Source organism: Desulfogranum aggregans (genome assembly GCF_055398265.1).
The window spans coordinates 990,437-1,013,124 of record NZ_AP042447.1 but is presented as its reverse complement, the minus strand read 5'-3'; the positions used below and the strand labels follow the sequence as shown (position 1 = coordinate 1,013,124).

Here is a 22,688-nt window from a genome sequence, read left to right as displayed (position 1 = left end):
GAGGTATAAAGAAAAAATAAGCCTCATGTGTTTCTTTGGCAAGATGGTCGAAACTATCCTAACGAAGAGGGGCTGGGTGAACGGATAAATGCATGATGTTTTGGGTAGGTCACCATTGAGGGATCATTCCTGAAAAGTTGAGAAAAGCGCGCCCATTTTTCTTCGACTGCCTATCGTCCTGACACGTCTATGGTAGCGGCTCTCGCCCGAATATATCATCAATGAAGTTTTTCGCAGATCGGGTGCAGACCACTTCAGAGAAAACCGGAAACGGGATCAGCGGTATCACTCAAGTCATTATTGTAGTAAATGAAGCCGTCGGTACCATTGCCACCGCAGTAGAAAAGCAAACTACCACAACTCGTGAAATTGCCGAGAACATAGCGCGAGCCAGCCAGGGTACTCAGAAGGTAAATGAAAACGTGTCCCAGAGTTCCACTGTTGCTGCCGGGATCACTGAGAACATTTCCATTGTTTCAAGTATTTCACAGAAAATTTCGGACAGCAGTCAGGGCGTTGGAAAAAATGCCCAGGAGCTCTAAAGATCGACCCAACTCAACCGCGTTATCGGTGGGTTGAAGGAGTAAGATCCCTGAAGCAGGAGTTGTCCATTCTGGGAGAGGGGGATTCACCTTGCCTCTGGTAAGGGGTGATGAGCGGGGATTTTGCTGTCTTAACCTGGGCTCTGCGTATTGGAGAGCAGCGATAAGCAGGAGCAACGTCAGGTTGACACCTTTCAGCTTTACCTGACGTTTTCACTGCATCTAACCGTTGTATAGGAAAAATTCAGCGTCGTTGCTGCAGGCTAATTCGACCGCCGTGCTCATGAACTCCCAAGCCGTCGGGCATTGAAACCGCCCCAGGTCTGCTGAGAGACGCCAACGACCATGAATGCATCCGGGTCGATACGCGAGACGATAAACTTGACGTCATAGACCCGTGAGCGCAGTACGGTGAAAAAGAGCATGGTCCGGTGTTCTTGTGAGTAGCCGCCGACCACCTCCCAGTAGCTTACCCCCCGGTGCAACTCGTGGACAATGGCCTGACGGATCCGATCACCATTATTGCTGACAATCGTCACCGTTCTTGTCTGCGCTGTCCCCTCGAGAATGTAATCAGAGAAAACACCGGTCAAAAAGAGGGTGATCAGCGCCAGCATTGCTGTCTCCATGGAGAACACAAAACCAGAAACCAGGATGATCCCCAGGTCAGTAAAGAGAAACGACTGACTCATGGGAAAACCGGTTTTTACCTGGATGATTCGCGCCGGTATGGATGTACCCCCAATGGTGCCGCCGAAGCGATAGATGAGTCCTGATCCGACGCCAAAAAGTACCCCGGCATAGAGAGAGGCGAGCAGAGAATTGTCGGTCAACGGGAATTGGGAGTTCCAGGCCGGCATGACGGCAGCGAAATATTCCACAGCCAGGGAAAAGAGGAGGGTGGCCAGCAGGCTTGACCAGATGAATCGCCATCTGCCCAGCTGGAAAAAACCAAGAATGAACAGGGGAACATTGCAGAGCAGGATGAAAAGACCGACTGGCAGGTCAACAACGTGATTGACAATAATCGCAATTCCCGAGACCCCACCCGCTGCAATATTATACGGCAACTGAAAAATAACCAGCGCAAGCGCGGAAAGCACCGCCCCAAGGCTGATCATCAGCTGCTGGGTGCCCACCCGCATCAGCCGCTCCCATGTGGTGAGCGTCAATCTTTTTGTAATCGAACGGGAAATCCTCATCGTGTCCTTGCCCAGTCTGACATTCAGCGATGCAACAGGTATCTTTCCATGGTTAAAAAACAGGCACCTTGGTCATCATCGCTCCATCCCTTTATGCATGACATGCATAACGCTTGAAAGCGGCCGCATGCACAACCTCCTGCGAGCCGCCAATAGACCAGCTATGCAGGTAAAGGTCAAATTCTATTTAGGACGAGCTGTCCGCGTGATGCCCCATCTAATCCGGTCCATTTTTTGGTTTCCCGCCATGAGCTGCAGAGCATGTCGTGTATTACATCTTCTCCCAGGTTGTCGACTGTGTATTTCAACTTGACAACGTAGGGTATCGTACTGAAATTAGTAGCAATTAAGCTAAAACATTCAGCGAACCTATTCCAGTGAGGTAAAAAATGTATAATTATTTCAGGGTGTTGATTTTTACTTGTTTGCTCGCTTTGCCTGCCTTGGCCTCTGGTTCCGAGAGTGCGAAAAAACTGTTTGTTATTGTAACAACCGATGATCCGGTTACCCAGTTGATGTCCATGGTGTTGGCTACCCAGACAATGAAGCAAGGCGCTAGCGTGGATGTTCTTCTATGTGGCAAGGCAGGTTCACTGGCTATCAAAGACTCTTCGGAGGTTCTGTTGAAGCCCAACAACAAGTCTCCGCAGATGTTGCTGAAAAACCTGGTCAACAGTGGGGTCAGTGTGGAGATATGTCCACCATATTTGCCGAACAATGAAAAAACAGCGACAGACCTGATAAACGGGGTATCGGTTGCCAAACCGCCGCTGGTTGCCGAGAAGCTGCTGCAAAAGGATACCAAGATACTCAGTTATTGATACCGGGTGGTTTGAACCGGGAAAATGGTAGGTGAAGGAGTTGGTTGTTCTGGCAGGGCACCGATGTTGAGGCAGATCGTCACTCTGCCTTTTGCGCTCCATGGTTAGGTGCCGGGCAAACAGACCGTGCGACCCGTATGGAAAAGATAGTTCAGGGGTAATGGGTAGGCCAACGCTTCCCCATTGTCCGTGAAAGAACGGGAAAGGGAAAATGAAATATTTTTATGCCATAATGGCCATATTTTCGTTGTGCTGCGCATCCAGTGGCTGTGCGCAAAGCCAAACGCCTGCTCCTGAAGAGCCAGTCTATGATGCGCGCCTAACCGGTTATTCGTACCCCTTTAAAGCAAATGTTTTTCGGTTTCAATCGCAGAACAAGCCGCTTGAGATGGTGTATATGCATCTACCGGGAAAGAATACCGGCAAGGTGGCCGTCCTTTTTCACGGGAAAAATTTCAATGGCGCGTATTGGGAGGATACTGCCCGGCTGTTAATGCAAAAGGGGTACAGCGTCCTTATGCCTGATCAGATTGGATTTGGGAAATCCTCCAAACCTCTCGATTATCAGTATTCCTTTTCAGCCCTTGCCCATAACACCCGGATGTTGATGGCATCCTTACGCATCAAGCAGGCTGTTATCGTTGGCCATTCAATGGGTGGGATGCTGGCCACACGCTTTGCCCTGGATTATCCTGAAGCTGCCGAAAAGCTGATTCTTGTAAATCCCATTGGTCTTGAAAACTACCTGCAATTCGTGGAGTACAGGGATGTGGGATTTTTCTACGCCAATGAGTTGAAAAGGACATCGGAAAAGATCAAAGACTATCAGCGAAAAAACTATTACGACGGAGAATGGAATGCACGCTACGATGCTTTGACCATGCCGCTTGTAGGGCAGATAAACGGGCCGGATTGGAATACCCTGGCCTTTGTAAACGCTTTAACCTACGATATGATTTTTACCCAGCCGGTGGTAGAGGAGTTTAAAGACCTCAAGGTGCAAACCGTGCTTATCCTTGGCACCCGTGATCGAACCGGCCCCGGCCGCAACTGGATGAAAGCAGGTGTTGACTATGAGCTTGGCCGCTACGACATGCTGGGGCAGCGCATCCAGAAACGCAATAGCTCCATTTCTCTCTATGAACTTGAGGGGTTGGGGCACCTGCCGCACATAGAGGACTTTGGCCAATTTAGTGCGGTTTTCACTCAAGCGCTGCCATAGAACCAACGATACAGAGCGTTGGCGCAATAAAGGCGTCGTCAATCGGCATGGTCATGATTGTGCGTCCTGCCTGTCATCTTTTGTTTCTTTTCCGGAGGTATCGCTCCGGGTTATGACGCCGCGTTCCGCCTTTGTTGGTCTGGGGGAGAACCGCTTGAACATGGCAGATTGCTCAGTGCACCAGGCACGGTTGATTTTCTCTGCCTGGCACGTAAAGAGCGATAGCCAGACCTCGCTGGTGACGATTAAGCAGCATTACAGTACACCAGTACGCAGCAGGTAAAAGGGGACCGACCCAATGTGGACAGGAAGAGGGGGGCGAAGTTTGGCCTGCGAGGTCAAAATTGCAAAAAAGGAGTGACCGGGAAATTCTCCTCCGCTCCTGCCTTCAATGGGTAAACCATGTATCCTCTCCACTGATACATCGTTTGTACATCTCTCGCGACCATGCTTTGCAAGGTTCGTACGCTGTGTAAGTGACATAGTCTCGAAAATAGATACATTCCTTATGTGTTCGTAGCAAAACAAGGTCATTACACACCCTCTCTCGGCTCGGTCCCTCATGCCCGAAGGTATGGATCCATTCCAAAGAGGAGGTGCATATGTTTTTTGCATACCTTGTCAACAGTTTGTCCTCTTCAGCGTCTATTGCATTAATCCACGCAACAGCTTCACTGTAGCATCCATTCTGGTTTGCATGGTTTCCCCAGGTTATTTGCGGAAAAAGCGCAGAGAGGATTATGCACAGAGGGACAAAGCTATTACCGCTATTTTTTTTCACTTGTTCTACCGGGCCTCACACAAGAAAAACCGCCTCAGCGCTGCAGCCAGGACAGAAAAAGCAGTGAAACTCGAGCTCGCAGGTACTCCAAACCATCATACTGTTTGCTTTGCTCAAAGAGGCATTTTTTCCTTTGTTCTCGCCGTATAGGGTTGCGCTCATACTCAACGTCCCCTGTGCATGAACAACCAAGCGGAGACCATTTCTGCTCAAGGGAGCGTTATTAGGCCTTATCATGCATGATGGATTCCAAATACTCCTTCAGCGCCACCGCATTGTTCCGTTGCTCTTCTTTTGCACTATAGAGCAAGGTCACCATGCTCCCTCGAACCTCCTGCAACAATGCCTCAACGAGGTCGGTTCGTGCTTGTAATTCTTCAGCATAACGGCTTTTGAACTCGGTCCACTTGTTCGGGTCATGTCCATACCAGCGCCGCAACGCTGTGGAAGGAGCGATCTCTTTTGCCCAGACGTCTACCTTTGCCTTCTCCTTGGAAAGCCCGCGCGCCCACAATCGGTCAACAAGAATGCGGCGCCCATCAGCCTTATCTGGTTTTTCGTACACTCTCTTAATCCGGATCATAGGTTGCTTACGGTTCAATGATCATTCGCCTACGTATCGTGGCGTAATGTTTGCCCCTGCAGGGCACCAGTGAAAAAAGGAGGTATTCGAAATTGTCTACATGGCCCATGGGAAGGCCGGCTCTTCAACATACTCAAATCCGCTCACTTCAACCGAGGGAAAAACCATATTGTTGTTGCTGATAATGGAGAGCTGTCCATTCACCTTTATCCATCGATCATTTTCAATTGTCAATTCCTGTGGATGTTGAAGGAAAATAAATGCAGGAAGGGCGTCCGCGGCACAACAGGTAATCATGTAGCGGTAACACATAGCGGTATTTTGCGGAAGTTCCTCACTCACAAAACTTTGGCATATAAGTTCGACATCCTCACCTGCATATTTTTCAGGATCTCGAAGGATTCTTGAAAAGGCCATGGCAGGTGAGGAAGCATCATCAAAGAGTTCAAAAGCAGGAAGGTTATTAAGGAAGATACCACTGTCATTTTGAATGATCCTGTTGTGCAGCGCAGTGCCGTCAAGTCTTGCATCCTTGGCGATGAGAAAATAGATGAGCGGAGTAAGCAAAATGAGGGCACCGGGAAGCTCAAGCGCCAGAGATCGTTTTTTCTCTGTTTGTCCACCGGGGAGGACGAGAGAGACAACAAATACCAGCAGGACGACTACAGCAACCCCGAGAACCCACCATAATCGCGGGTGAAGTAAACGGGTCAGGTCTGCTCTGCCGTAAGTGAGCAACCATCCAAGAAAGGCTGTCCATGTACCCAGCAGTACTATGTTCAGTGCTCTTAATAGCATCAGATAAATGGCGGCAGATAGGCATCTATCAGCAGCATCAGGAGGTAAACAACACCAAAGGTTAAGACAGATAACAATACAATAGTTCGTTTCCGAAAGACGCTGAGGTACATCATCATGAGTTTAAGATCCAGCATCGGTCCCAATACCAAAAAACTCAGTTGAGCACTGCCCGGTATAAGCCATCGGAAACTTGCAGCAATAAAGGCATCGGCTTCACTGCATAGATTCATGACCACGGCCATGACCATCATCAGAAAGATCAGGATTCCTGGGGACGTCGACAAGTTTGCAAAATCTGTAACCGGAGTAGATGTTCGTATAAAGGCAGCGATAAAGGCGCCAATAACAAGGTATTTTCCGACCTGAAGAAAATCGTCTCGAGCATGGCCTATGGCATGGAGCAATTTGGACCATATCCCACTTTGGTGGAATGCATCACTGCTGCAGCCGCATTGCCGAGAGGATTGCGCAGCAAGATTCTCCAGAATCATTTTTTCAGGGGTGGAAAAACGGGTAAGCAACAACCCGATGAGGACCGCCACCAGATAACCACAGCCCATTCTCAGGAAAACCATTTTCCAATTATAGGTGTATGCCACGGCGGTAGACCAGGCAACGATTACATTCACAATCGGACCGCTGAGCATGAAGCAAACAGCAGCTGGAATGGAAATTCCTTTGAGAATAAGTCGCCGAACGATGGGAACTATGGCGCATTCACAGGTTGGAAACAGCAACCCCAGGCCACCTGCCAGGAAGACACCGTAAGTCTTTCCTTTTCCAAGGAAACGGTCAGTAAGCGCTATGGGCACAAATATTTCAATAGCTCCGCCCACAAGGGTGCCAATGAGCATAAAAGGCACAGCTTCAAGGACTATCGAAGTAAAGTTAATAGAAAAAACACCGAGAAAGGCGGCAAGATTTTGATTCTGGGAATTTCCGGCAAGAAAGAAAAAAAAGCAAAAAACTAAAAAGAGAATCCCTATGGTAAGCCCAAGGGAATTGGAAAAAATCTCACTCTCCGACTCCTCAGTTGGGTGTACATAGGTGGGTAATGGTGGCGGAGCACCACGTTTAGGCATTGCTATTCATCCAACTGTAGGGAGAGTGTTCATCTTTTCCCTGCGAGTAAGGGCAAAGGTCCGACTATTGCAGCCTTTGCCCTTGCAGTGCACGGCGTACTTATTTTTTTGTCATTTCCTGACCGCAGCACTGCAGCGGAACAGTACACTTATCCGGTGCGCTGGAGTCACATGTGCAGGGTTTTTTTACACTGAGTTCCAGTCCGCATTTCTCACAGACAAACACATCGCCTTCTTTCATGTCACAACAATTAGCCATTTTGACCTCCTTCGTTTTTTAGCTGAATACCAGTCACGTGCAAACACCCACGGGAGCGAGAGCGTGAAACACATCCTTTCGTATATTCCCTGGTCAGCGGATCGATCAGGATCGCTGATCCACCGGTTTCCCGGGCATGCAGTTCTATTGCCCTTGGTCATGCCCTCTCATGGTTAGCAGATAACCCGCAATCATTCAAAAGATTTTTTACCTGTTACAATATGGTGTTAGGATAGGAAACAGACGGTGGAGAACAGGTCGCCGCACATTGGTGCAAAGGGACTGCTGCCCAGGTGCTGTCACTGCTCAACTGTATCCTTCAACTGGTCATTATCCTGTTCATTCTCCGATCTTTCTTTGCCTCGATACAGGGTGAATCCTCCATCTTTACCGGAAAACACACCAGGACCGGGCTTAAGCTCCCGCTCAGACACGTAGGTATACTCCTCGCCCGCGCATCCACCCAGGATAACGACTGAACAAGCCAACAGCAGGATATATCGTATGCTGACCATGTCTTTTTCCACCCTTAAAATTTAAGTCGGGCCCCGGCCATGACCGCATTCACATCATCAAAATCCGTATCATCCCTATCCAGGGTGTAGAGGCGATAGGCGAGATACAGTTCCGTTCCCCACTCCTTCAGGCTCTGTACATAGGCAAGGGAAAAAGACTGATTTTCATCATTGTTCTGTTGAAAATCGTTAAAGAGCCCATAGTCCACGGAAAAGGCAGATGGGCCCACAGGAAAAAGATCTGCCCTGTACCCCAGTTTGGCGTACCAGAAAGTCGGGTCATCACGATTATCTTCTTTCAAGTCTTGATTACCGCCGGCAACAGTGAGGTTGAGTCCGGAATCATGGAGAACGGAAAAAGAACCACTGTACTGTTTATCCCAGCTTTTCAAGTCGCCAGGGGTTGCATACCCTACAGCTGCAGCAAGCTTTATTCCGTCGAATTTTCGTTCATAACGGGCTGCAAGGTCAAATGCCCCCGATTCGATGGCTGATCCGGAAAGGGCAAACCCGGCAAAGGATGGCGTGTCGTATCGGAAACGATTGCGCCGGCTTAAGCCGTCCATATTATCGATCACATCACCGACCGTCAATTCGCTGAGTGCATTGGTGCTGCTGTCATACCATAGCTGGCCACCGGCGAAATCATCAATTGCCGAATAGGTGATCACCGATGTACCGGACAGATCAACCTCAGCGGTTCCATTGGTGGCTGTATCACCTCGTCCTATATACAGCGTACCAAATCGTTTACTTGCAAACCATGCGTCTGTATGGCGGACATTGATGTCCGCACCTGTACTTTCTTCGAGCTGATTAACGGCAGTCGAAGCATTGGAAACAATTTCATACTCAATTTTACCGCCAATGCTCAGGTCTTCGGTGGCCGGTGCATTGGCGGTCACCCCCAACCGTGTGGTTGAATTCGCGTTGTCAACAAAATATACCTTACTGGCATCACCATTGTCGGCCCATAGTCCGGCCCTGTCAAGCTGTCCATAGAGGGTGACATCAACGGCTGAGTTCTTTGATACCACCATTTTAGCGGTTTCCACCTCTTCCACATCCTTTTTGTCAGCCTTGGTGGCGATCGCTTCGGTGTTTTGCGCTGTTTTCCCCAGCAGCAGGGATAGCTGCTCCTTGAGCAGCTGTATTTCAGCTGCCTGCGCATCCAGCTGTTGTTGTTGGTTTTGCACCAGTTTTTCCAAATCCTGACCAAGCGCGTCAGGCTGAGGGAAACCGGCGGTTAGAGTCAAACCAGCGGTTAAAGCCACCACAACTACATGTCGATATGTTTTTTTCACTCTTTTCTCCTTTTGTTACGATATTCCAACAGCAAACAGCTCATTATATATCCCCTGTATATTAAAAGAACGTTACAGGTCGGTTATGTGACGCAAACCAATTGCCCGCACCAGGCCATTTCGTTTGTCGCGGACAGCGCAACTTTCCCCTTCATGGCCTCCTCGACAATGCCGCGAAAAATGCAGGTATCCTGTTTACGCCCGCCTCCTTCGATAACAGATGAACAGTAATCATTCAAAAGGTTTCTCTGTGGTAGATTCTGGTGGCATGACGAAAAGACAGGTGTTGGAGAACCGTTGTCCGCATATGGTGCGGCACGTGATTTAGGGCGTAAGGGCAAGGAGGATCAGAAAAAGAGGAAGAAGCCAGACTACCTCTATTTTCACCAGGACAGGTCCCAAATCCCTGGACAGAGGTATGTGTGGTCTGATCAAACCTTGATCTCTTTGATGAAGGGTATAATGTAATTGTCATCGAGGATGCTTGCAACACCACTCTATTTGCTGCACAACACCATGTCGCCTCAGGATGGGGAGTACAGGCGCAGGTGCTGCGCCTATGCGTGTTGCCACTCTGACTCTGTTGCAGTTTGCTGTTATGAATGTCTGCAAAAAAAGGAACTTGATATGACAAATGAAAATATAATCAAGACAGTGCCCATATCCTATCTGCACGCCATGGATAAAGAGCGCTCCGATGCGTTTTTACTCGATGTTCTGCCTCCGGAACATTTTGCATTGGTTCATATTCCAGGAGCTCTCAATGCGTGTGTCTTTTATGTATCTTTTGTGGAAGATTTAACCAGAATTCTCCCAGATAAACAGGCACGAGTCGTGGTGTATGGTTCAAGCAGCAGGAGTTATGATGCCAAAATGGCGGTTGATAAAATGCAAAGGGCTGGGTACCAGGAAGTCTATGCCCTTGAAGGAGGCATTGAGGCTTGGCGAGAAGCCGGGTATGCCTGTGACGGTAATAGCATTGATCAGGAAGCTAATGCGCAAACCACTTTGTCACTCACTGATGGTACGTTTATCGTCGATAATGAGCTGAGTAGTATACAATGGGAGGGGCGTAATCCCACCACCAGTCATTTTGGCACTGTGGGGGTATCACAAGGTGAACTGCGCGTTAAGGATGGGATTGTCAGCGGCATGATTGAAGTCGATATGAGCTCAATCCACAATATCAACCTGGAAGGAGATGCATTACAGCCGGTACTGGAGGCGCATCTGAAATCAGATGATTTTTTCTTCACCTCTATGTTTCCCAAGGCTGTTCTTACCCTCAACGAGGTGATTCCCTTAGATCCTCAGTGGCAGACGTCTCCAAACTTTCATGTGCGGGGAGAACTAACGTTACGGGGAATTAGCGCTACGCTTGATTTTGATATGACAGTGAATCTGGCTGATGATGTCTTACAGGTGGAAGCTCATTTTGATATTGATAGAACCAGATGGAAGGTCATTTATGGCTCTGCACGTTTTTTCGAGCATCTCGGGATGCACAAGGTTTTTGATTTGATAAGCATACAGCTCCGTATTACTGCTGGTCGATGAATTGTGGGCCTCCCCAACGGGTATGGTGTACTCACCTAACCACCCAGCCATCTCACCCAAAAGCCTACCTGTCTCTTTGATTACAGACAGAGAATTTTTCATACCATGGGTGACCGCTGCGGTCACACTGGAAAGACCATCAAAGCAACGCGACTGGTTCGAGTCATTGTTTTGCATGGTCTTTTTTCGTGGCTGGCAGAGCAGAGGAGCTGCTGCTTGCAAAAGCCTGCTCAATTTTATCTATGAGCAGGTTGAGGTTGATCGGCTTCATGAGATAGTCAAACGCTCCCAGCTTCATGCCTTCAAGCCCGACCTCAAAAGACCCATGCCCGGTAAGGATGATCACTTTGGTGTTTGGCTCAAGCTCCTGGAGCTGCGCTAACACTTCCAAACCGTCCAGGTCAGGCATTTTCAGGTCCAGCACAAGCACATCCGGGTGCTCTTGTGCAACACTATCCAGCGCGGCCTGACCAGAGGTGGCCATGGTTGCGTCAAATTTTCTCAGCTGAAGCCGGGTGACGAGGGTGGAGGCAAACTCCACTTCGTCATCGGCGATAAGTACTTTGATCGGGGGGATGGAACTATTGGTCATTGTCCTTGTTCTCCAGGGGTAGGGTAAGGGTAAAGGCTGTTCCAGCGTTTATTTTGGATCGGACCGTAATGTCCCCCCCAAGTTTTTTAATCAAACCATAGGTTATTGAGAGGCCGAGGCCAGTGCCTTTGCCTGTTTCCTTGGTGGTGTAAAAAGGTTCGAAAATATGGGGAAGGGCCTTCTCGTCAATTCCTGGCCCGTTATCCTGGATAACAACCCGGATATCTCCAGCAACCAGGTAGGTGACAATGGATATCTCTCCATCCTTTCCTATGGCATCTATGGCGTTGTTAATGATGTTGAGCAGGATCTGCTGTAACTGCAGCCTGTCGCTGGTTATAGCTGGCAGATGATCTCCGAGTTTAAGCTCGAGTTTGATTCTGCTGTAGGTCATACAGTTTTCCAAAAATTGGAGCACTTCCTTGATGGTATCATTGATGTCAACTTTTTCCGAGCAGACCTCCGTCCGTCTGGCAAACCCGAGTAACCGGTGAGTAATGGCCCTGCAACGCTCAACGCTCTGGTTAACAACCTGTAAACACTGTTCAATGGTGTCTTTGTGTTCAAACTGTTCAGCCATGGACAACAGGTCTTCTATCAGCCCTGTTTTTTGGTTAATGATAGCCAGGGGGTTGTTTATCTCGTGGCCAACACCAGCAGCAAGCCTGCCCACAGAGGCCAGTTTGTCTGTGTGTTCGGCATCCTTGAGCATGGCCAGTTGGACCTCGTCAGCTTTTTTAATCAGAGCAGAAAGGAGGGTGACCAGGCTGTATACAACAACTACCGCTATCACCGCGCACGTGAACATAATCAAGGAGAGGTGGCGACGAAATGCCTGCCAGTCTGCCTGATGCATGTAATGCTTGCGCATCATCACCAGCGACCAGGGGGTGTTGCTGATACGGTTAATGGTATGCAAATATTCCTCGTTATTCCACGTCAGCACGGATTGGTGATTATTTTGCCACTGGGTATTAAACAGAGAAAGCGGTGCTCCAAAAAGGCTGGATGAGGTCTGTAAAATCCCCTCTTGGTCAATCAGGAAAAGATCGTCAACACCGCTGGTTGAGGTGCTGTTGACAAACTGCTGTAGCGGGTTGGCGTCAATGGTTGCTCTGAGTATCCACAGTTTTTTGGTTTTCGGGTCCAGGTTGCTGACAGCAATCGCGAAATGTGGCACCTGCCTGTACCCAGTGTAGACTTTGCTGATGTATACGCCGCTGTCAAAAACGACCTTGAACCACTCTGTATCGCGATAATCCGCCCCCTCGAGGTTGTATGGGCCAAAATACGCCTGCTGCACTCCTTCCTGATCAATCACCCCAAGGTCTGCAAAATAGGGGTACTGGCGCTTGAGACGGACAAAGAGCTGTTCGAGGTTGTTGCTGTTTGTCAATTCGGTGTACCTGTCTCGCCGGGCAGCAAACAAAACGACTGATTTGAGGCTGTCTACCATCTGTTCAATGGATTTGATGGCGCCCTCCAGCTGCCATTCCAGTTGGGCATGCTCCTCATTTTTTATCAACCGGTCATAATTGCGGTAACTGAGTATCCCAACCAGCAGAACCGGCCCCATGGAAATGAGCAGCATAATGGTAAAGAGGATAAGACGGAGTTGTTTGTAGCTCCGATTGGTGAGTCCCAAGTCCAGAGAGGTACTCAAGGACTTGGGCAACATCCTGGGCAGCTGTAACGCTACGGCTTTCATAGTGACAGGCCCTCTGTTTCCTGGTTAATGAGAATATCGCCCTGCCTGAGTGAACCATGAAGGACCTTGTCCATTGCGGTTTTCCAGTCGCCAATGACCCCGTCAACCACCGTAATCTGTTTCCAGACGAGAAAGTTATAATGGAGTTCCTCTATGCCGCTGCAAACCAGGTCCGTGATGTGCTCCTCCACTGCCATCTGGCATAGCCCTTCGTCTGAAGGGCGCTCCATGATAATTGATTTTGGCTTCCCGCTTACCTTGCCATTGGCAAAGCGTGCGATAAGCACTTCAGTGGCCAGGTCAAACCTGGGCGCGATAAAATCGCCTTGAATAGGCATCAATAATTTGCGCATAAGGAGTTCCTAGGAAATCAATTGGTACTGTTTCATTTTTCGCCATAATTTCATCCTTCCCCATCCCAGACTCAGTGCAGTTTTTGTTTTGTTGCCACCGTTATTTTTGAGTTCTTCGATAATCAAATCCCGCTCAATATTTGCCCAACTTACTGGCGCTGTCACGCCGGGTTGGGCAGCAGAAGGCTTTGCCGTGGTATCGCTTTGTCCTCCTATATCTGGGGCTGGTGCCTGTTTGGGTGCTGTGTCTTTTTCAGGAACAGCTGCAGTGGCTATTTTCTCTGCTTCTACGATATAGGGGGGCAACTGCCGGATGGTGATCTTTTTTTTGCGACAGATATTGACCGCATACTCAACAATATTGCTGAGTTCCCTAATATTGCCTGGAAAGGAGTAGGCGAGAAGGGTTTGGGTTGCCGCTGGAGAAAAACCGACGATATCTTTGTTGAGCCGTGTGGTAATTTTTTTCAGGAAATGATCAAGCAGGTAGGGGATGTCGCTGCCTCGATCCCGCAACGGGGGTAAGTGCAGGTGCAATACATTAAGACGGTAAAACAGGTCTTCCCTGAAGGTATTTTGCTTGACCTGCTGACGTAATGGCCTGTGTGTGGCCGCTATGATTCGCAGATCGACGCTGACCGCCTCGTCGCCGCCTACCGGGGTGAATTTCCTGTCATCAAGAAAGGTTAACAGCTTCACCTGCAGGGGCAGCGGCATATCGCCGATTTCGGTCAGAAACAGGGTGCCGCGGTCAGCGAGTTTGAACATGCCTGGCTTATTTCTGGTGGCGCCGGTAAAGGCACCTTTAACATGACCAAAAAGTTCTGATTCGAGGAGTCCTGCGGGAAGAGCACCGCAGTTAACCTTGATAAAAGGCAACCGGCTGCGGGCAGATTTCTGGTGGATGACCTCGGCTATCTTATCCTTGCCAGTGCCGGTTTCTCCTGTCAGCAGCACAGAGGCATCGGTCTGGGACAGGAGCGGGAGCATGTCTAAAACCTTTTGCATCTTGGGGCTGTGACCGACTAGCTCACTGGATTGATATTCCATGGCACTGTGCTTGTCCATACACTCACACTGTTCCTGCTTTTCAGCAATGACCATCAAGCCTTTGCGTTGTTCTCCTGGCTCGCTCACTCTGGAAACCGTGTATCTCACCGGTATTTTTCGACGATAACAGTTGAGGATATCGCCGCTGACGGAGATGGCCTCTCCATCTTTCATGACCTGCTGATACAGCTGGCCTCTGTGATTGCCAGTGTTGCTGCGAAGTATCAACTCACCGTGTAGGCCTTTGACCCGGTCAATCCCAAAACCTGTCATCGCTTCCATCAGCCGGTTCATGGCTACCAAACGATACGAGGCATCCAGCAACATGCAGGAGTGGGGGATGCCTTCAAGCATGGTTGCGACTGTAGGTTCAAAAGGTTTGCTCATGGTAGTTTTCCCAGGTTGTGAAAAGAGCGTTGGTAAGGGGGCATGCTATTAATCAAGCATGAACCGTGCCAGGCGTAGAGGAGATCCCCGTGTTTTTGTGGAAGCGGGCAACTTGTTGAATCTTCGATCATCGTAGCAATAGGGAGCCCTTGAGGAGATATACCGTCAGGTACGTGCAGGCTAAAAATGCAATACAAAACGATACGAAATGGCGCAAAACCGCATGGTGTTACAAAATAATACGTTACACTTCCGGAAACGGAAAGGCAGACTGGATAAGGTGTAACAGATTAATAACAATAAGAAAATAATATATTGTGCATTTGGGCATGGTGACTGCAGCATAAAATGTGTGTGATGAAGCAAGTTGTTTTGTAGACGTTTTTCCCTCAATTTAAGGAGATTAATCATGTCGTCTATTGCACTGTTTCCATGCCTGTTTGTTCCTTATGAGCAAGTAGCAGGTATACTTGTTGATCGTTTGAGGCTTAAGCCATATCTGGACGAAAATATGTTGACAGACACCTCCATAAAATATGGTGTTGATGTTGAAAAACTAAAGAGAATGCTCTATGGGCGCGCATCTGTATTTAATCCGTTTACCTTAGAGCGTGAAGGCGCCTTTAACATGTTTCGCTCAGTGTTAGCAGACAGGCTTACAGAGCCTGAAAAATGGCTTTTTCAAGGGGTACATACCCTGCTTATTCCAGATCGAGTCACCCACGTGCTCAAGGTATTGGTCGCTGAGAGCAAAAAGAATCGCATAAATGCAGGTATTGGACTGGGAATGTCTCAACGTGAGGCCAAAAAAGCAGTGCACGCTGCAGATGTTTGTGCCTACAACTGTGCTGACTTTCTCTTTCAAAAAGAGGCTTACGATAAGGATCTTTATGACCTGGTTATTCCTGTTGCTAACAGACAGGGGGAGCAGATTGCTGCTGAAATTACAGAGGCATTTAGAAAGACCGCAGTGCTGCACACCACCAGTTCGAAACAGGCAGTGGCTGACATGCGGCTTGAAAACAGGGTTGAACGACAACTGCTCAATAATGGGCATAAGTTAAAAGTATACGCCGCAGAGGGGAAACTTACCCTTGTTGCTCAAGACAATGTGCTCAGTTTTACCAGATTATCGCGCGAGTTGAGCACCATTGCCAAAAAGGTTTCAGGGGTTAAGGAGGTCGAGGTGAAAAAAAACCCTGAATACAGCGAATCCATTTATCGCCGCCAACGGTTTGAGCTGCCCTCCAAGGTACTGTTTGTTGACGATGAGAAAGAGTTTGTACGCACCGTTTCCGAACGGTTGATCAGTCGGGATGTGGGAACCTATGGCGTGTATAACGGTGAGGATGCCCTCGAGTTGGTGGTGCAGGATAAGCCTGATGTTATGGTTCTTGACCTGAAGATGCCGGGCCTGCATGGGGTGGAGGTGTTGCGTCGGACCAAGGAGATAGCACCCGATGTTGAGGTTATTGTTCTTACCGGTCACGGCACAAGCCAGGATATGCAGGACTGCATGGACCTTGGGGCATATGCCTACATGAACAAGCCCGTAGATATTGAGGAGCTTTCAGCAACCATCAAAGCTGCAAATGAAAAAGCGCAACTTAAAGTTGCTTAACAGCAGACAGGTACCAGCAGGGAGAAACCATGGAAAATGAATTAAAAGCAAAAGTGTTACTTGTTGATGACGAAGAAGATTTTGTCAAGAGCCTTTCTGAGCGGCTGAGCTTACGCGGGCTGACCGTCAAGTCTGCAACCCAGGGGCCTGAAGCCATACGGTTGACCGATAACGAGCAGTTTGACGCCATCATCCTCGACCTGTCCATGCCTGGTATGGATGGACTGGAAACCTTGCGCCGGATACGTGCAAACCACCCTGATGCAGAGATTATCATGCTCACGGGGCATGGTTCTGTAAAATCCAGTGTGGAAGCCATGAAACTCGGGGCAGAGGACTATCTGGAAAAACCGGTGGAGATGGGTGAGCTTTTACAGAAAATCCATGAGGCCAGAGATAAACATGTCTTGATTCTACAGCGGCAGACCATGGAGGAGATAGAAGAAATCCTCAAAGCTAAGGCCTGGTAGTGCCAGGCAGTTATAGGCAAAAAAGTCCCTGAATAATCAGGCGTCGATCAAGCCGGTAAAAGGGCATCCCTCCCTGGGCGTGCTGCAACAGGAGAGGCGTGTCCATACACTGGGCAATACAACGAGGTGTATAATCATGTCCCATACAAAAGATACAACAGTGCTTGAAAGCAGTGAGCTTGTGGTTGCAGAGGAAAGTCGGAAAAAGAGCATTCACATGGATTGGAAGAGAATCTTTTTTATTCTGTTGGGGGTAGCGGTATTCTCCTTTGTCTACTGGTGTCCACCGTGGCCTGATGCCGTGGATCCGATGGGGGAGCATTTTGAGTTGACCCGCGAGGCCAAAGGGGCGCTGGCGGTTTTTGGGCTGGCGGCAATCTGGTGGGTTTTTGAAGTGGTCCCCATCGGGATTACCTCCATCGCCATCGGTACCCTGCAGGCATTGTTTATGATCAGGAATCCAGCTGCAGCATTTAAGGATTTTATGGATCCATCAGTACTCTTTATTTTTGGTTCCATTGTTATCGGCATGGTGTTCACCAAAACCGGGTTGACCAAACGGCTGGCGTATAAAATGCTCTCCATTGTCGGGGAACAAACCAGTATGATTTACCTGGGCTGTTTTGTCATGACCGCGGCACTGACCCACCTTATGGCGCATACAGCTGTGGCAGCAACCATGTTTCCCCTGCTGATGGCGATCCATGCACTGTACAGTGAAGACGGTGAACCAACCCGATTCGGTAAAGGACTCTTTATCGGCATGGCCTATGTGGCAGGAGCCGGGAGTATTATTACCCTGTTGGGAGCTGCCCGTGGAGCGGTTGCCATAGGATTTTATAAAGATATCGTTGGCGTGGAAATCAGCTTTTTCCAGTTAACCATGTACATGTTTCCCATTGGCTGGTTGATGGTTGCCTTGCTTTGGGGATTCTTTATGATCTTTTGCAAACCGGAAAAGGCACGTATCAAGGGGTTGAAAGAACGCTCAAAGCGTATGTACAGCGAACTTGGGGCCTGGTCTCGAGACGAAATCGGCACCGTGGTTATCGTGGTGGCAACCATATTGGTTATCGCGCTTAAAAACTTTGTTCCCGCCTTTGCAGGGTTTAATAAGACCGCGATTATGCTCAGTTCCACTATCATCTTTTTTGCTTTCAAAATTCTGGATATCGATGACCTGGAAGAGATTCCCTGGAATATTATCCTTCTCTTTGCCGGCGCCATGTCCATCGGGTTTTGTTTGTGGGAAACCGGTGCGGCCAAATGGATGGCAGTAAACTGGCTGCAGCTTTTCAAGAACTCTCCCGGGATTATCTTTATCCTCGGCATGGCCTTTTTCGTGATGATAATGACCAACTTTATCATGAACGTGGCGGCGATCGCTATCTCCCTTCCTGTGGCCCTGGTGATCGCACCTTATCTTGGCGTATCCGGAGAAGTGATCCTGTTTGCATCCCTGATTACTGCTGGGATGCCGTTTCTGCTCCTGGTCGGGGCGGCACCAAATGCCATTGCGTACAACTCCAAACAGTTTACCACAGGTGAATTCTTACTGTATGGCATACCGGCAAGTATTCTGTTGATGCTGATAACCTGGCTTGCCGTTACGGTGATCTGGCCGCTGATGGGCATGGTAACCTCGGTTCCTGTTTCCTGATGGTCAGAGCGTCTGTGCAGCTTCGGCTGCACAGACGCTCCTCATTAACCGACAAAAAAAGACAGTAATGAGAGGGGATAGGTCTCAGTGTTGATTCTGTAAATGAACCGTTTAATAGGGGGAAATATGTGTGTTAGGGCAAGTTGTCTGTTCCAGGAAGGATTGCGGGCAAAGAGGGAGGGTAGGGGAGGGGAAAGTCTTCAAAAATCCATGACTTTTAAAAAGCATTTCTCAGGTAAGCTGGTCCAATTGTTTCGTGAAAAGCCCTTTCAGGGGTAAAAACCAGAAAATGCTAAAATAATTTTTTTAAGCTCTGACGCTAACTATTCACCAGAGATATCAAAGCATCCATTTTTTGAACACATTTTAGAATACCAAAAAAATAGAGTAGAGTTTTGGAAAAAACATGGTGTTCATCACCCTTTTTTATTGTCGAGCTATCCTTCCCCAAAAACAAGTGGAGATATATCAAAACAAGTATTGGCATTTGAAGCGGCCTAATACAAGGGGTGGCTTTTATTTTACGTATGTATCATATACAGGCGACAATTTGACATTATATTGTATGATTATGGAAAGAGAGTTTAGCTATAATATCTTCATTTTAAGTAGAGGTACGTACAGATCTTATCCTCTATGCGGAGTTGCTGGTTCCGGCAATAGCACTATTTGTGATGGCTCTGGGTGCTCGAGAACCAACAGGGAGGCCTTCTACTAATTGACGAAAACAAAGTAGGAAAACAAACTACAGGAGTTGACCATGAGAACGTTACTTGCCCTTTTTTTCTTCTGATTCCAATCACCGTTTTGGCAGCTGATCCCCCAGCCATAAATCAGGGTAATATGCAGAACATGATGCATTCAATGCAGCAGATGCAGGAATGTATGGAACAGGTTGACCAGGCCCAGCTGCAGGAAATCCAGGTGTCGTCCGAAAAGTTGAGCAAAGAGGTCGAAGCGCTGTGTGCGGCTGGTAAACGTGATGAAGCCCAGAGTAAGGCGATAACATTCGCTCGGGAGATCGTAAAAAATCCGGCTATGAAACAGATGCGTAAATGCGGCGAGATGATGCAGGGAACTATGCCGATGCTGGAAGGAGTCGGCGATTTCGATGAAAGGAAATATGAAGAGACCCACGTTTGCGATCAATAGCTGGACTTTTCAGAACTGGCTAGACATTTTTTCTTGTATTTATAGAGGGTTTAAGGCGGTTGCTGCTTGAGGCTGTTAGTCCAGGTAAGCTTTGACAGGTGCCTGAGCAAGACTGGCACCTGTAAGTTTATCTGAATTATTCTATCTGAACTAGTACGATTCAATCTCTTTTCATTTCTTCAAACGGCATATCAATATCATCCATCCATTCTGTTGCAGATCGTTAAAAAGGACACCATTGGTGAGACTATCTTCTGGACCACAGAAAAGCGTAACCGTCTTACGCTTGAACTTATGGCTGGGGAGGTCTTGAAGCTCACCCCTCAAGAGGTTCAGGAGTGTTCTCTGGCACTTCAGAACAACAAGGATGGGAGGAAATCTGAGACGGTTTATGTTCCACGAAAAATCCTGGGAAGGTTAAGTCAATATGTCCAGGCCATCGGCGTCAGCGAGAACGACCGGATCTTTCCCATCTCTTATGCCACCACGTATGCGTCACGCTCAGGCACGCCAATAGAGATCGTCAGTATGGTCATTGTGCGCCATGTTGACCTCTCCACAACTCAGAGGTATCTCGGAAAGGTCAATAATACTGTAGTCATCAAGTGGATAGAAACACTTTACGGGTAGGTTTCCCATAAAGGGGCGGGGAAAGTCCCTCGCGCTTGAGAGCAACAGGAAACACCTCAAGCTGGGATCTTTGACCATATGCGTGATCTTCGATATGCCAATGTTAACCACAAAACTCTGTCACTGAAATTGTTTTATGATCGAAAAAATAGCTGTGCTTCAACTCCACTGAAGTAGAGAATCTTTGGTAACGTTCAGGTTGAGGTTACTCAATTTTGGGTCAGTTATTTTGAAATTGGAAAGTCTCTGCTCACCATAAAATATTAAACTGGCTGACAGTCCAAAAGAATACCACTTGGTGGCACATGGATTATTTGGGGTCTCGCTACATATAAGAGATCTCTTGCATTGGAGTGCATGCAGAAATTTGAGATGTCAACGTGCAATCATAACATTCGATTAGAAATCGTAAACCTGCTTAGTATTGATTGAAAATCGTGCAACGTCTTGAAAGGTAAGCTTCGAACAAGAAAACATATCAAGTTGGTCCATGTGACCAGATTCGCTATCTTCAAATAGAAATAGTGTTATAACTGTCTGTCATCCCGGCTATTTTTCCCTCTCATTTTCTCTTCGAGTATTGTTGCGGCTAGCCACAAAGGGCCTAGTGTATCGATAAGTAGCATAAAAATGCCAGCCCATAACCAGGTTGTCGTCCTCCAGCATAGGAGTGCTATGATTATAGCGACCGAACCGAGCATAGGAATTCCGGATCCTATTCTCAATTCTTTGTCTGGGCCTTTTAAAAGGAAAAACAGATAAGGTCCGACATAGGAAAGGTACATGTTGAAACAGCAGATAATTGAACCAAAGCTGAATAATACAATCGACAGGGTTTTCACGTTAACGCAGCCTCTTTGATGTCAGCCGGTTTCCACCAAGACAAAAAGAAACAGAACAACGAATAAAGTCGATAAAGCAAATTGGGTCAGATGAGATTTTGAGCAGTGCATGGAAGTGCCTTTTCCCAAGTTGGTTGTTTTAAGATACATGATTATTGGCATTTACATTTATTCAGCTCTTTTCCATTTCCTCCCCGAAGGTAAACTCGATGCCTGAGCCGGCTGGGCAGATGACTGTCGGGAGCCACTACCCTGCTGATTCAATGCCCTCTCAGACACCAGCTGCCCCATATTGAGTACTTGGGCTGCACGCTGGCCGTTTGCAAACGTGTAGATACCTTCACCATGCGCTTTGTTATTCTTCCAGCCACCGGTAAACTGAGAACCTCCCGGCCAGACATAGGTTCCTTGCCCGTGTTTTTGATTGTTGACCCAATCGCCGGTATAGGTCTCACCGCTACCGTAGGTGAATGTTCCCCGGCCATGCCGTTTCTGATTCTGCCAATCCCCGGAGTATTGCGCTCCGCTGTCCCAGACATAGGTGCCGTGACCATTCACGCAGTTACCGGAAACGCAACTGGCGGCGTATGCCTTGGTTGAGAGAGCCAGAAACAGCGCTGATAAAATGAGATATCTCATGAAATTGAACCTCACATTGTCTGTTGGAGATTACTATAAAATTATCATTCAGCTTTTTTCCACCGACGTTTGAAAGACGATCCGCCGGATGCCGGCGTGCTGGTTTCAGCCCCGGAGTAACTCTGAGCCGGAGCTTGACCTAACGATGTCCCTCCCATACCGAATTGTGCGGCACGCCGTTTCGCATCTGCGGCCTGGCCACTTGACAGCTGCGCACAGAAAACGTCAGCATTCGCCGATCCCTGCCGGTTTCCCTGCAACGCGGCTACCGTTGCCCAAAAGCAGGCCTTTTCGAAATTTTTGGGGACTCCCCGGCCATTTGCATAGAGATATGCAATATTCGATTGGCCGTCGCTATATCCCTGTTCCGCCGATTTTTCGTAATATTTTGCCATTTGGTTGATATTCGGGGCGATCGAATCGCACCCCTGCTGGTACATCAACCCTAGTCCGAAAGAAGATTGGCCGATTTTGTCTGCCGACCGGCGGAAGTACTGTTCGGCCAGGCGACAGTCTCGAGGGACTCCGTCGCCTGAGGCGAGCATTCCTGCTAGATTGCTCATGGACGAATAGTCACCCTGTTCCGCAGCCTTAGCATACCAAAACGCTGCTTTTTGCAAACTTTTTGTTCCGCCGTAACCATTCTGATAGCATACGCCAATTTTGTTTTGTGCGTCTCTATGACCTTGATTTGCGGCTTTTTCAAGCCATGCGCACCCTTGCACATCATTCCCCTGTTCATGGAATTGCTGGGCACGCTCATATTGCTCTTGAGCAGTCAGCGCAAAGGCATGTACTGCTACGAACACAATTGACACTGTTATACAGACGGATGTGAGTTGTTTCACAATAATTATTGAGGTTGCTCTTGATATTTTCATCACCCTTTTCCGTAAGTTTTGGTCTTGTTGACAG

The 22,688-nt window shown here is 48.3% G+C and carries 21 protein-coding genes; 9 read left to right on the top strand and 12 right to left on the bottom strand.

The features are described from left to right. Window positions 1-221: 221 nt before the first annotated feature. Complete coding sequence (locus ACZ52Z_RS04700; RefSeq protein ID WP_464269594.1) at window positions 222-542, top strand: hypothetical protein; 321 nt, start codon at window positions 222-224, stop codon at window positions 540-542. 281 nt (window positions 543-823) lie between these two features. Here the strand turns inward: ACZ52Z_RS04700 and ACZ52Z_RS04695 are convergent, their stop codons facing one another. Continuing rightward, window positions 824-1,744, bottom strand: a complete 921-nt coding sequence (locus tag ACZ52Z_RS04695) for a YitT family protein (protein ID WP_464269593.1) — start codon at window positions 1,742-1,744, stop codon at window positions 824-826. A gap of 389 nt (window positions 1,745-2,133) precedes the next feature. Between ACZ52Z_RS04695 and ACZ52Z_RS04690 the strand changes: the two genes are divergently transcribed. Both ACZ52Z_RS04690 and ACZ52Z_RS04685 read left to right on the top strand, forming a co-directional pair. Then, on the top strand, window positions 2,134-2,565 hold the full coding sequence (locus tag ACZ52Z_RS04690) for a DsrE family protein (RefSeq protein WP_464269592.1): 432 nt from the start codon (window positions 2,134-2,136) through the stop codon (window positions 2,563-2,565). Between the two features lie 211 nt (window positions 2,566-2,776). Then, window positions 2,777-3,787 (top strand): alpha/beta fold hydrolase, encoded by a 1,011-nt coding sequence (locus tag ACZ52Z_RS04685; RefSeq protein WP_464269591.1) that lies wholly within the window; start codon window positions 2,777-2,779, stop codon window positions 3,785-3,787. A 1,004-nt stretch (window positions 3,788-4,791) separates the two neighbouring features. On the opposite strand, the gene ACZ52Z_RS04680 is transcribed toward ACZ52Z_RS04685, so the two are convergent. From ACZ52Z_RS04680 to ACZ52Z_RS04660, 5 genes are all read right to left on the bottom strand, one after another. Continuing rightward, complete coding sequence (locus tag ACZ52Z_RS04680; protein WP_464269590.1) at window positions 4,792-5,151, bottom strand: DUF488 domain-containing protein; 360 nt, start codon at window positions 5,149-5,151, stop codon at window positions 4,792-4,794. Window positions 5,152-5,247: 96 nt separating this feature from the next. After that, on the bottom strand, window positions 5,248-5,949 hold the full coding sequence (locus tag ACZ52Z_RS04675) for a TIGR03943 family putative permease subunit (protein WP_464269589.1): 702 nt from the start codon (window positions 5,947-5,949) through the stop codon (window positions 5,248-5,250). Continuing rightward, window positions 5,949-7,034 carry a permease gene (locus ACZ52Z_RS04670; RefSeq protein ID WP_464269588.1) on the bottom strand — a complete coding sequence of 362 codons (1,086 nt, stop codon included), beginning with the start codon at window positions 7,032-7,034 and terminating at the stop codon, window positions 5,949-5,951. Before ACZ52Z_RS04670 ends, ACZ52Z_RS04675 begins: the two co-directional genes overlap by 1 nt. 558 nt (window positions 7,035-7,592) lie before the next feature. Beyond that, a complete protein-coding gene (locus ACZ52Z_RS04665) occupies window positions 7,593-7,808 on the bottom strand; it encodes a hypothetical protein (protein ID WP_464269587.1) in 216 nt (71 codons plus the stop codon). A 14-nt stretch (window positions 7,809-7,822) separates the two neighbouring features. Then, complete coding sequence (locus ACZ52Z_RS04660) at window positions 7,823-9,112, bottom strand: porin (RefSeq protein WP_464269586.1); 1,290 nt, start codon at window positions 9,110-9,112, stop codon at window positions 7,823-7,825. Window positions 9,113-9,739: 627 nt separating this feature from the next. Between ACZ52Z_RS04660 and ACZ52Z_RS04655 the strand changes: the two genes are divergently transcribed. Then, on the top strand, window positions 9,740-10,669 hold the full coding sequence (locus ACZ52Z_RS04655; RefSeq protein WP_464269585.1) for a YceI family protein: 930 nt from the start codon (window positions 9,740-9,742) through the stop codon (window positions 10,667-10,669). Between the two features lie 163 nt (window positions 10,670-10,832). Here the strand turns inward: ACZ52Z_RS04655 and ACZ52Z_RS04650 are convergent, their stop codons facing one another. From ACZ52Z_RS04650 to ACZ52Z_RS04635, 4 genes are read right to left on the bottom strand one after another with little or no spacing between them, the layout of a single operon-like run. Then, the gene (locus ACZ52Z_RS04650; protein WP_464269584.1) at window positions 10,833-11,261 is read right to left on the bottom strand and encodes a response regulator; all 429 of its coding nucleotides are present in this window, start codon (window positions 11,259-11,261) and stop codon (window positions 10,833-10,835) included. Further along, complete coding sequence (locus tag ACZ52Z_RS04645; RefSeq protein WP_464269583.1) at window positions 11,251-12,969, bottom strand: sensor histidine kinase; 1,719 nt, start codon at window positions 12,967-12,969, stop codon at window positions 11,251-11,253. The genes ACZ52Z_RS04650 and ACZ52Z_RS04645 overlap by 11 nt, the downstream gene beginning before the upstream one ends. Beyond that, window positions 12,966-13,322: a hypothetical protein gene (locus tag ACZ52Z_RS04640; RefSeq protein WP_464269582.1), complete on the bottom strand. Its 357-nt coding sequence runs from the start codon at window positions 13,320-13,322 to the stop codon at window positions 12,966-12,968. Before ACZ52Z_RS04640 ends, ACZ52Z_RS04645 begins: the two co-directional genes overlap by 4 nt. A 9-nt stretch (window positions 13,323-13,331) precedes the next feature. Continuing rightward, window positions 13,332-14,759: a sigma-54 interaction domain-containing protein gene (locus ACZ52Z_RS04635; protein ID WP_464269581.1), complete on the bottom strand. Its 1,428-nt coding sequence runs from the start codon at window positions 14,757-14,759 to the stop codon at window positions 13,332-13,334. A 409-nt stretch (window positions 14,760-15,168) separates the two neighbouring features. Here ACZ52Z_RS04635 and ACZ52Z_RS04630 point away from each other — a divergent pair, with 409 nt between their 5' ends. From ACZ52Z_RS04630 to ACZ52Z_RS04610, 5 genes are all read left to right on the top strand, one after another. Next, window positions 15,169-16,380: a response regulator gene (locus ACZ52Z_RS04630; protein ID WP_464269580.1), complete on the top strand. Its 1,212-nt coding sequence runs from the start codon at window positions 15,169-15,171 to the stop codon at window positions 16,378-16,380. A 29-nt stretch (window positions 16,381-16,409) separates the two neighbouring features. Then, window positions 16,410-16,850 (top strand): response regulator, encoded by a 441-nt coding sequence (locus ACZ52Z_RS04625; RefSeq protein WP_464269579.1) that lies wholly within the window; start codon window positions 16,410-16,412, stop codon window positions 16,848-16,850. Window positions 16,851-17,067: 217 nt separating this feature from the next. Continuing rightward, a complete protein-coding gene (locus ACZ52Z_RS04620) occupies window positions 17,068-18,510 on the top strand; it encodes an SLC13 family permease (protein WP_464270758.1) in 1,443 nt (480 codons plus the stop codon). Window positions 18,511-19,353: 843 nt separating this feature from the next. Beyond that, window positions 19,354-19,662 (top strand): hypothetical protein, encoded by a 309-nt coding sequence (locus tag ACZ52Z_RS04615; protein ID WP_464269578.1) that lies wholly within the window; start codon window positions 19,354-19,356, stop codon window positions 19,660-19,662. 213 nt (window positions 19,663-19,875) lie between these two features. Beyond that, a complete protein-coding gene (locus tag ACZ52Z_RS04610) occupies window positions 19,876-20,292 on the top strand; it encodes a hypothetical protein (protein ID WP_464269577.1) in 417 nt (138 codons plus the stop codon). Between the two features lie 1,010 nt (window positions 20,293-21,302). On the opposite strand, the gene ACZ52Z_RS04605 is transcribed toward ACZ52Z_RS04610, so the two are convergent. Then, complete coding sequence (locus ACZ52Z_RS04605; protein ID WP_464269576.1) at window positions 21,303-21,773, bottom strand: MORN repeat-containing protein; 471 nt, start codon at window positions 21,771-21,773, stop codon at window positions 21,303-21,305. Between the two features lie 44 nt (window positions 21,774-21,817). Then, entirely contained in the window at window positions 21,818-22,654 is an 837-nt protein-coding gene (locus tag ACZ52Z_RS04600; RefSeq protein ID WP_464269575.1) for a tetratricopeptide repeat protein, read from the bottom strand. Between the last annotated feature and the right edge of the window lie 34 nt (window positions 22,655-22,688).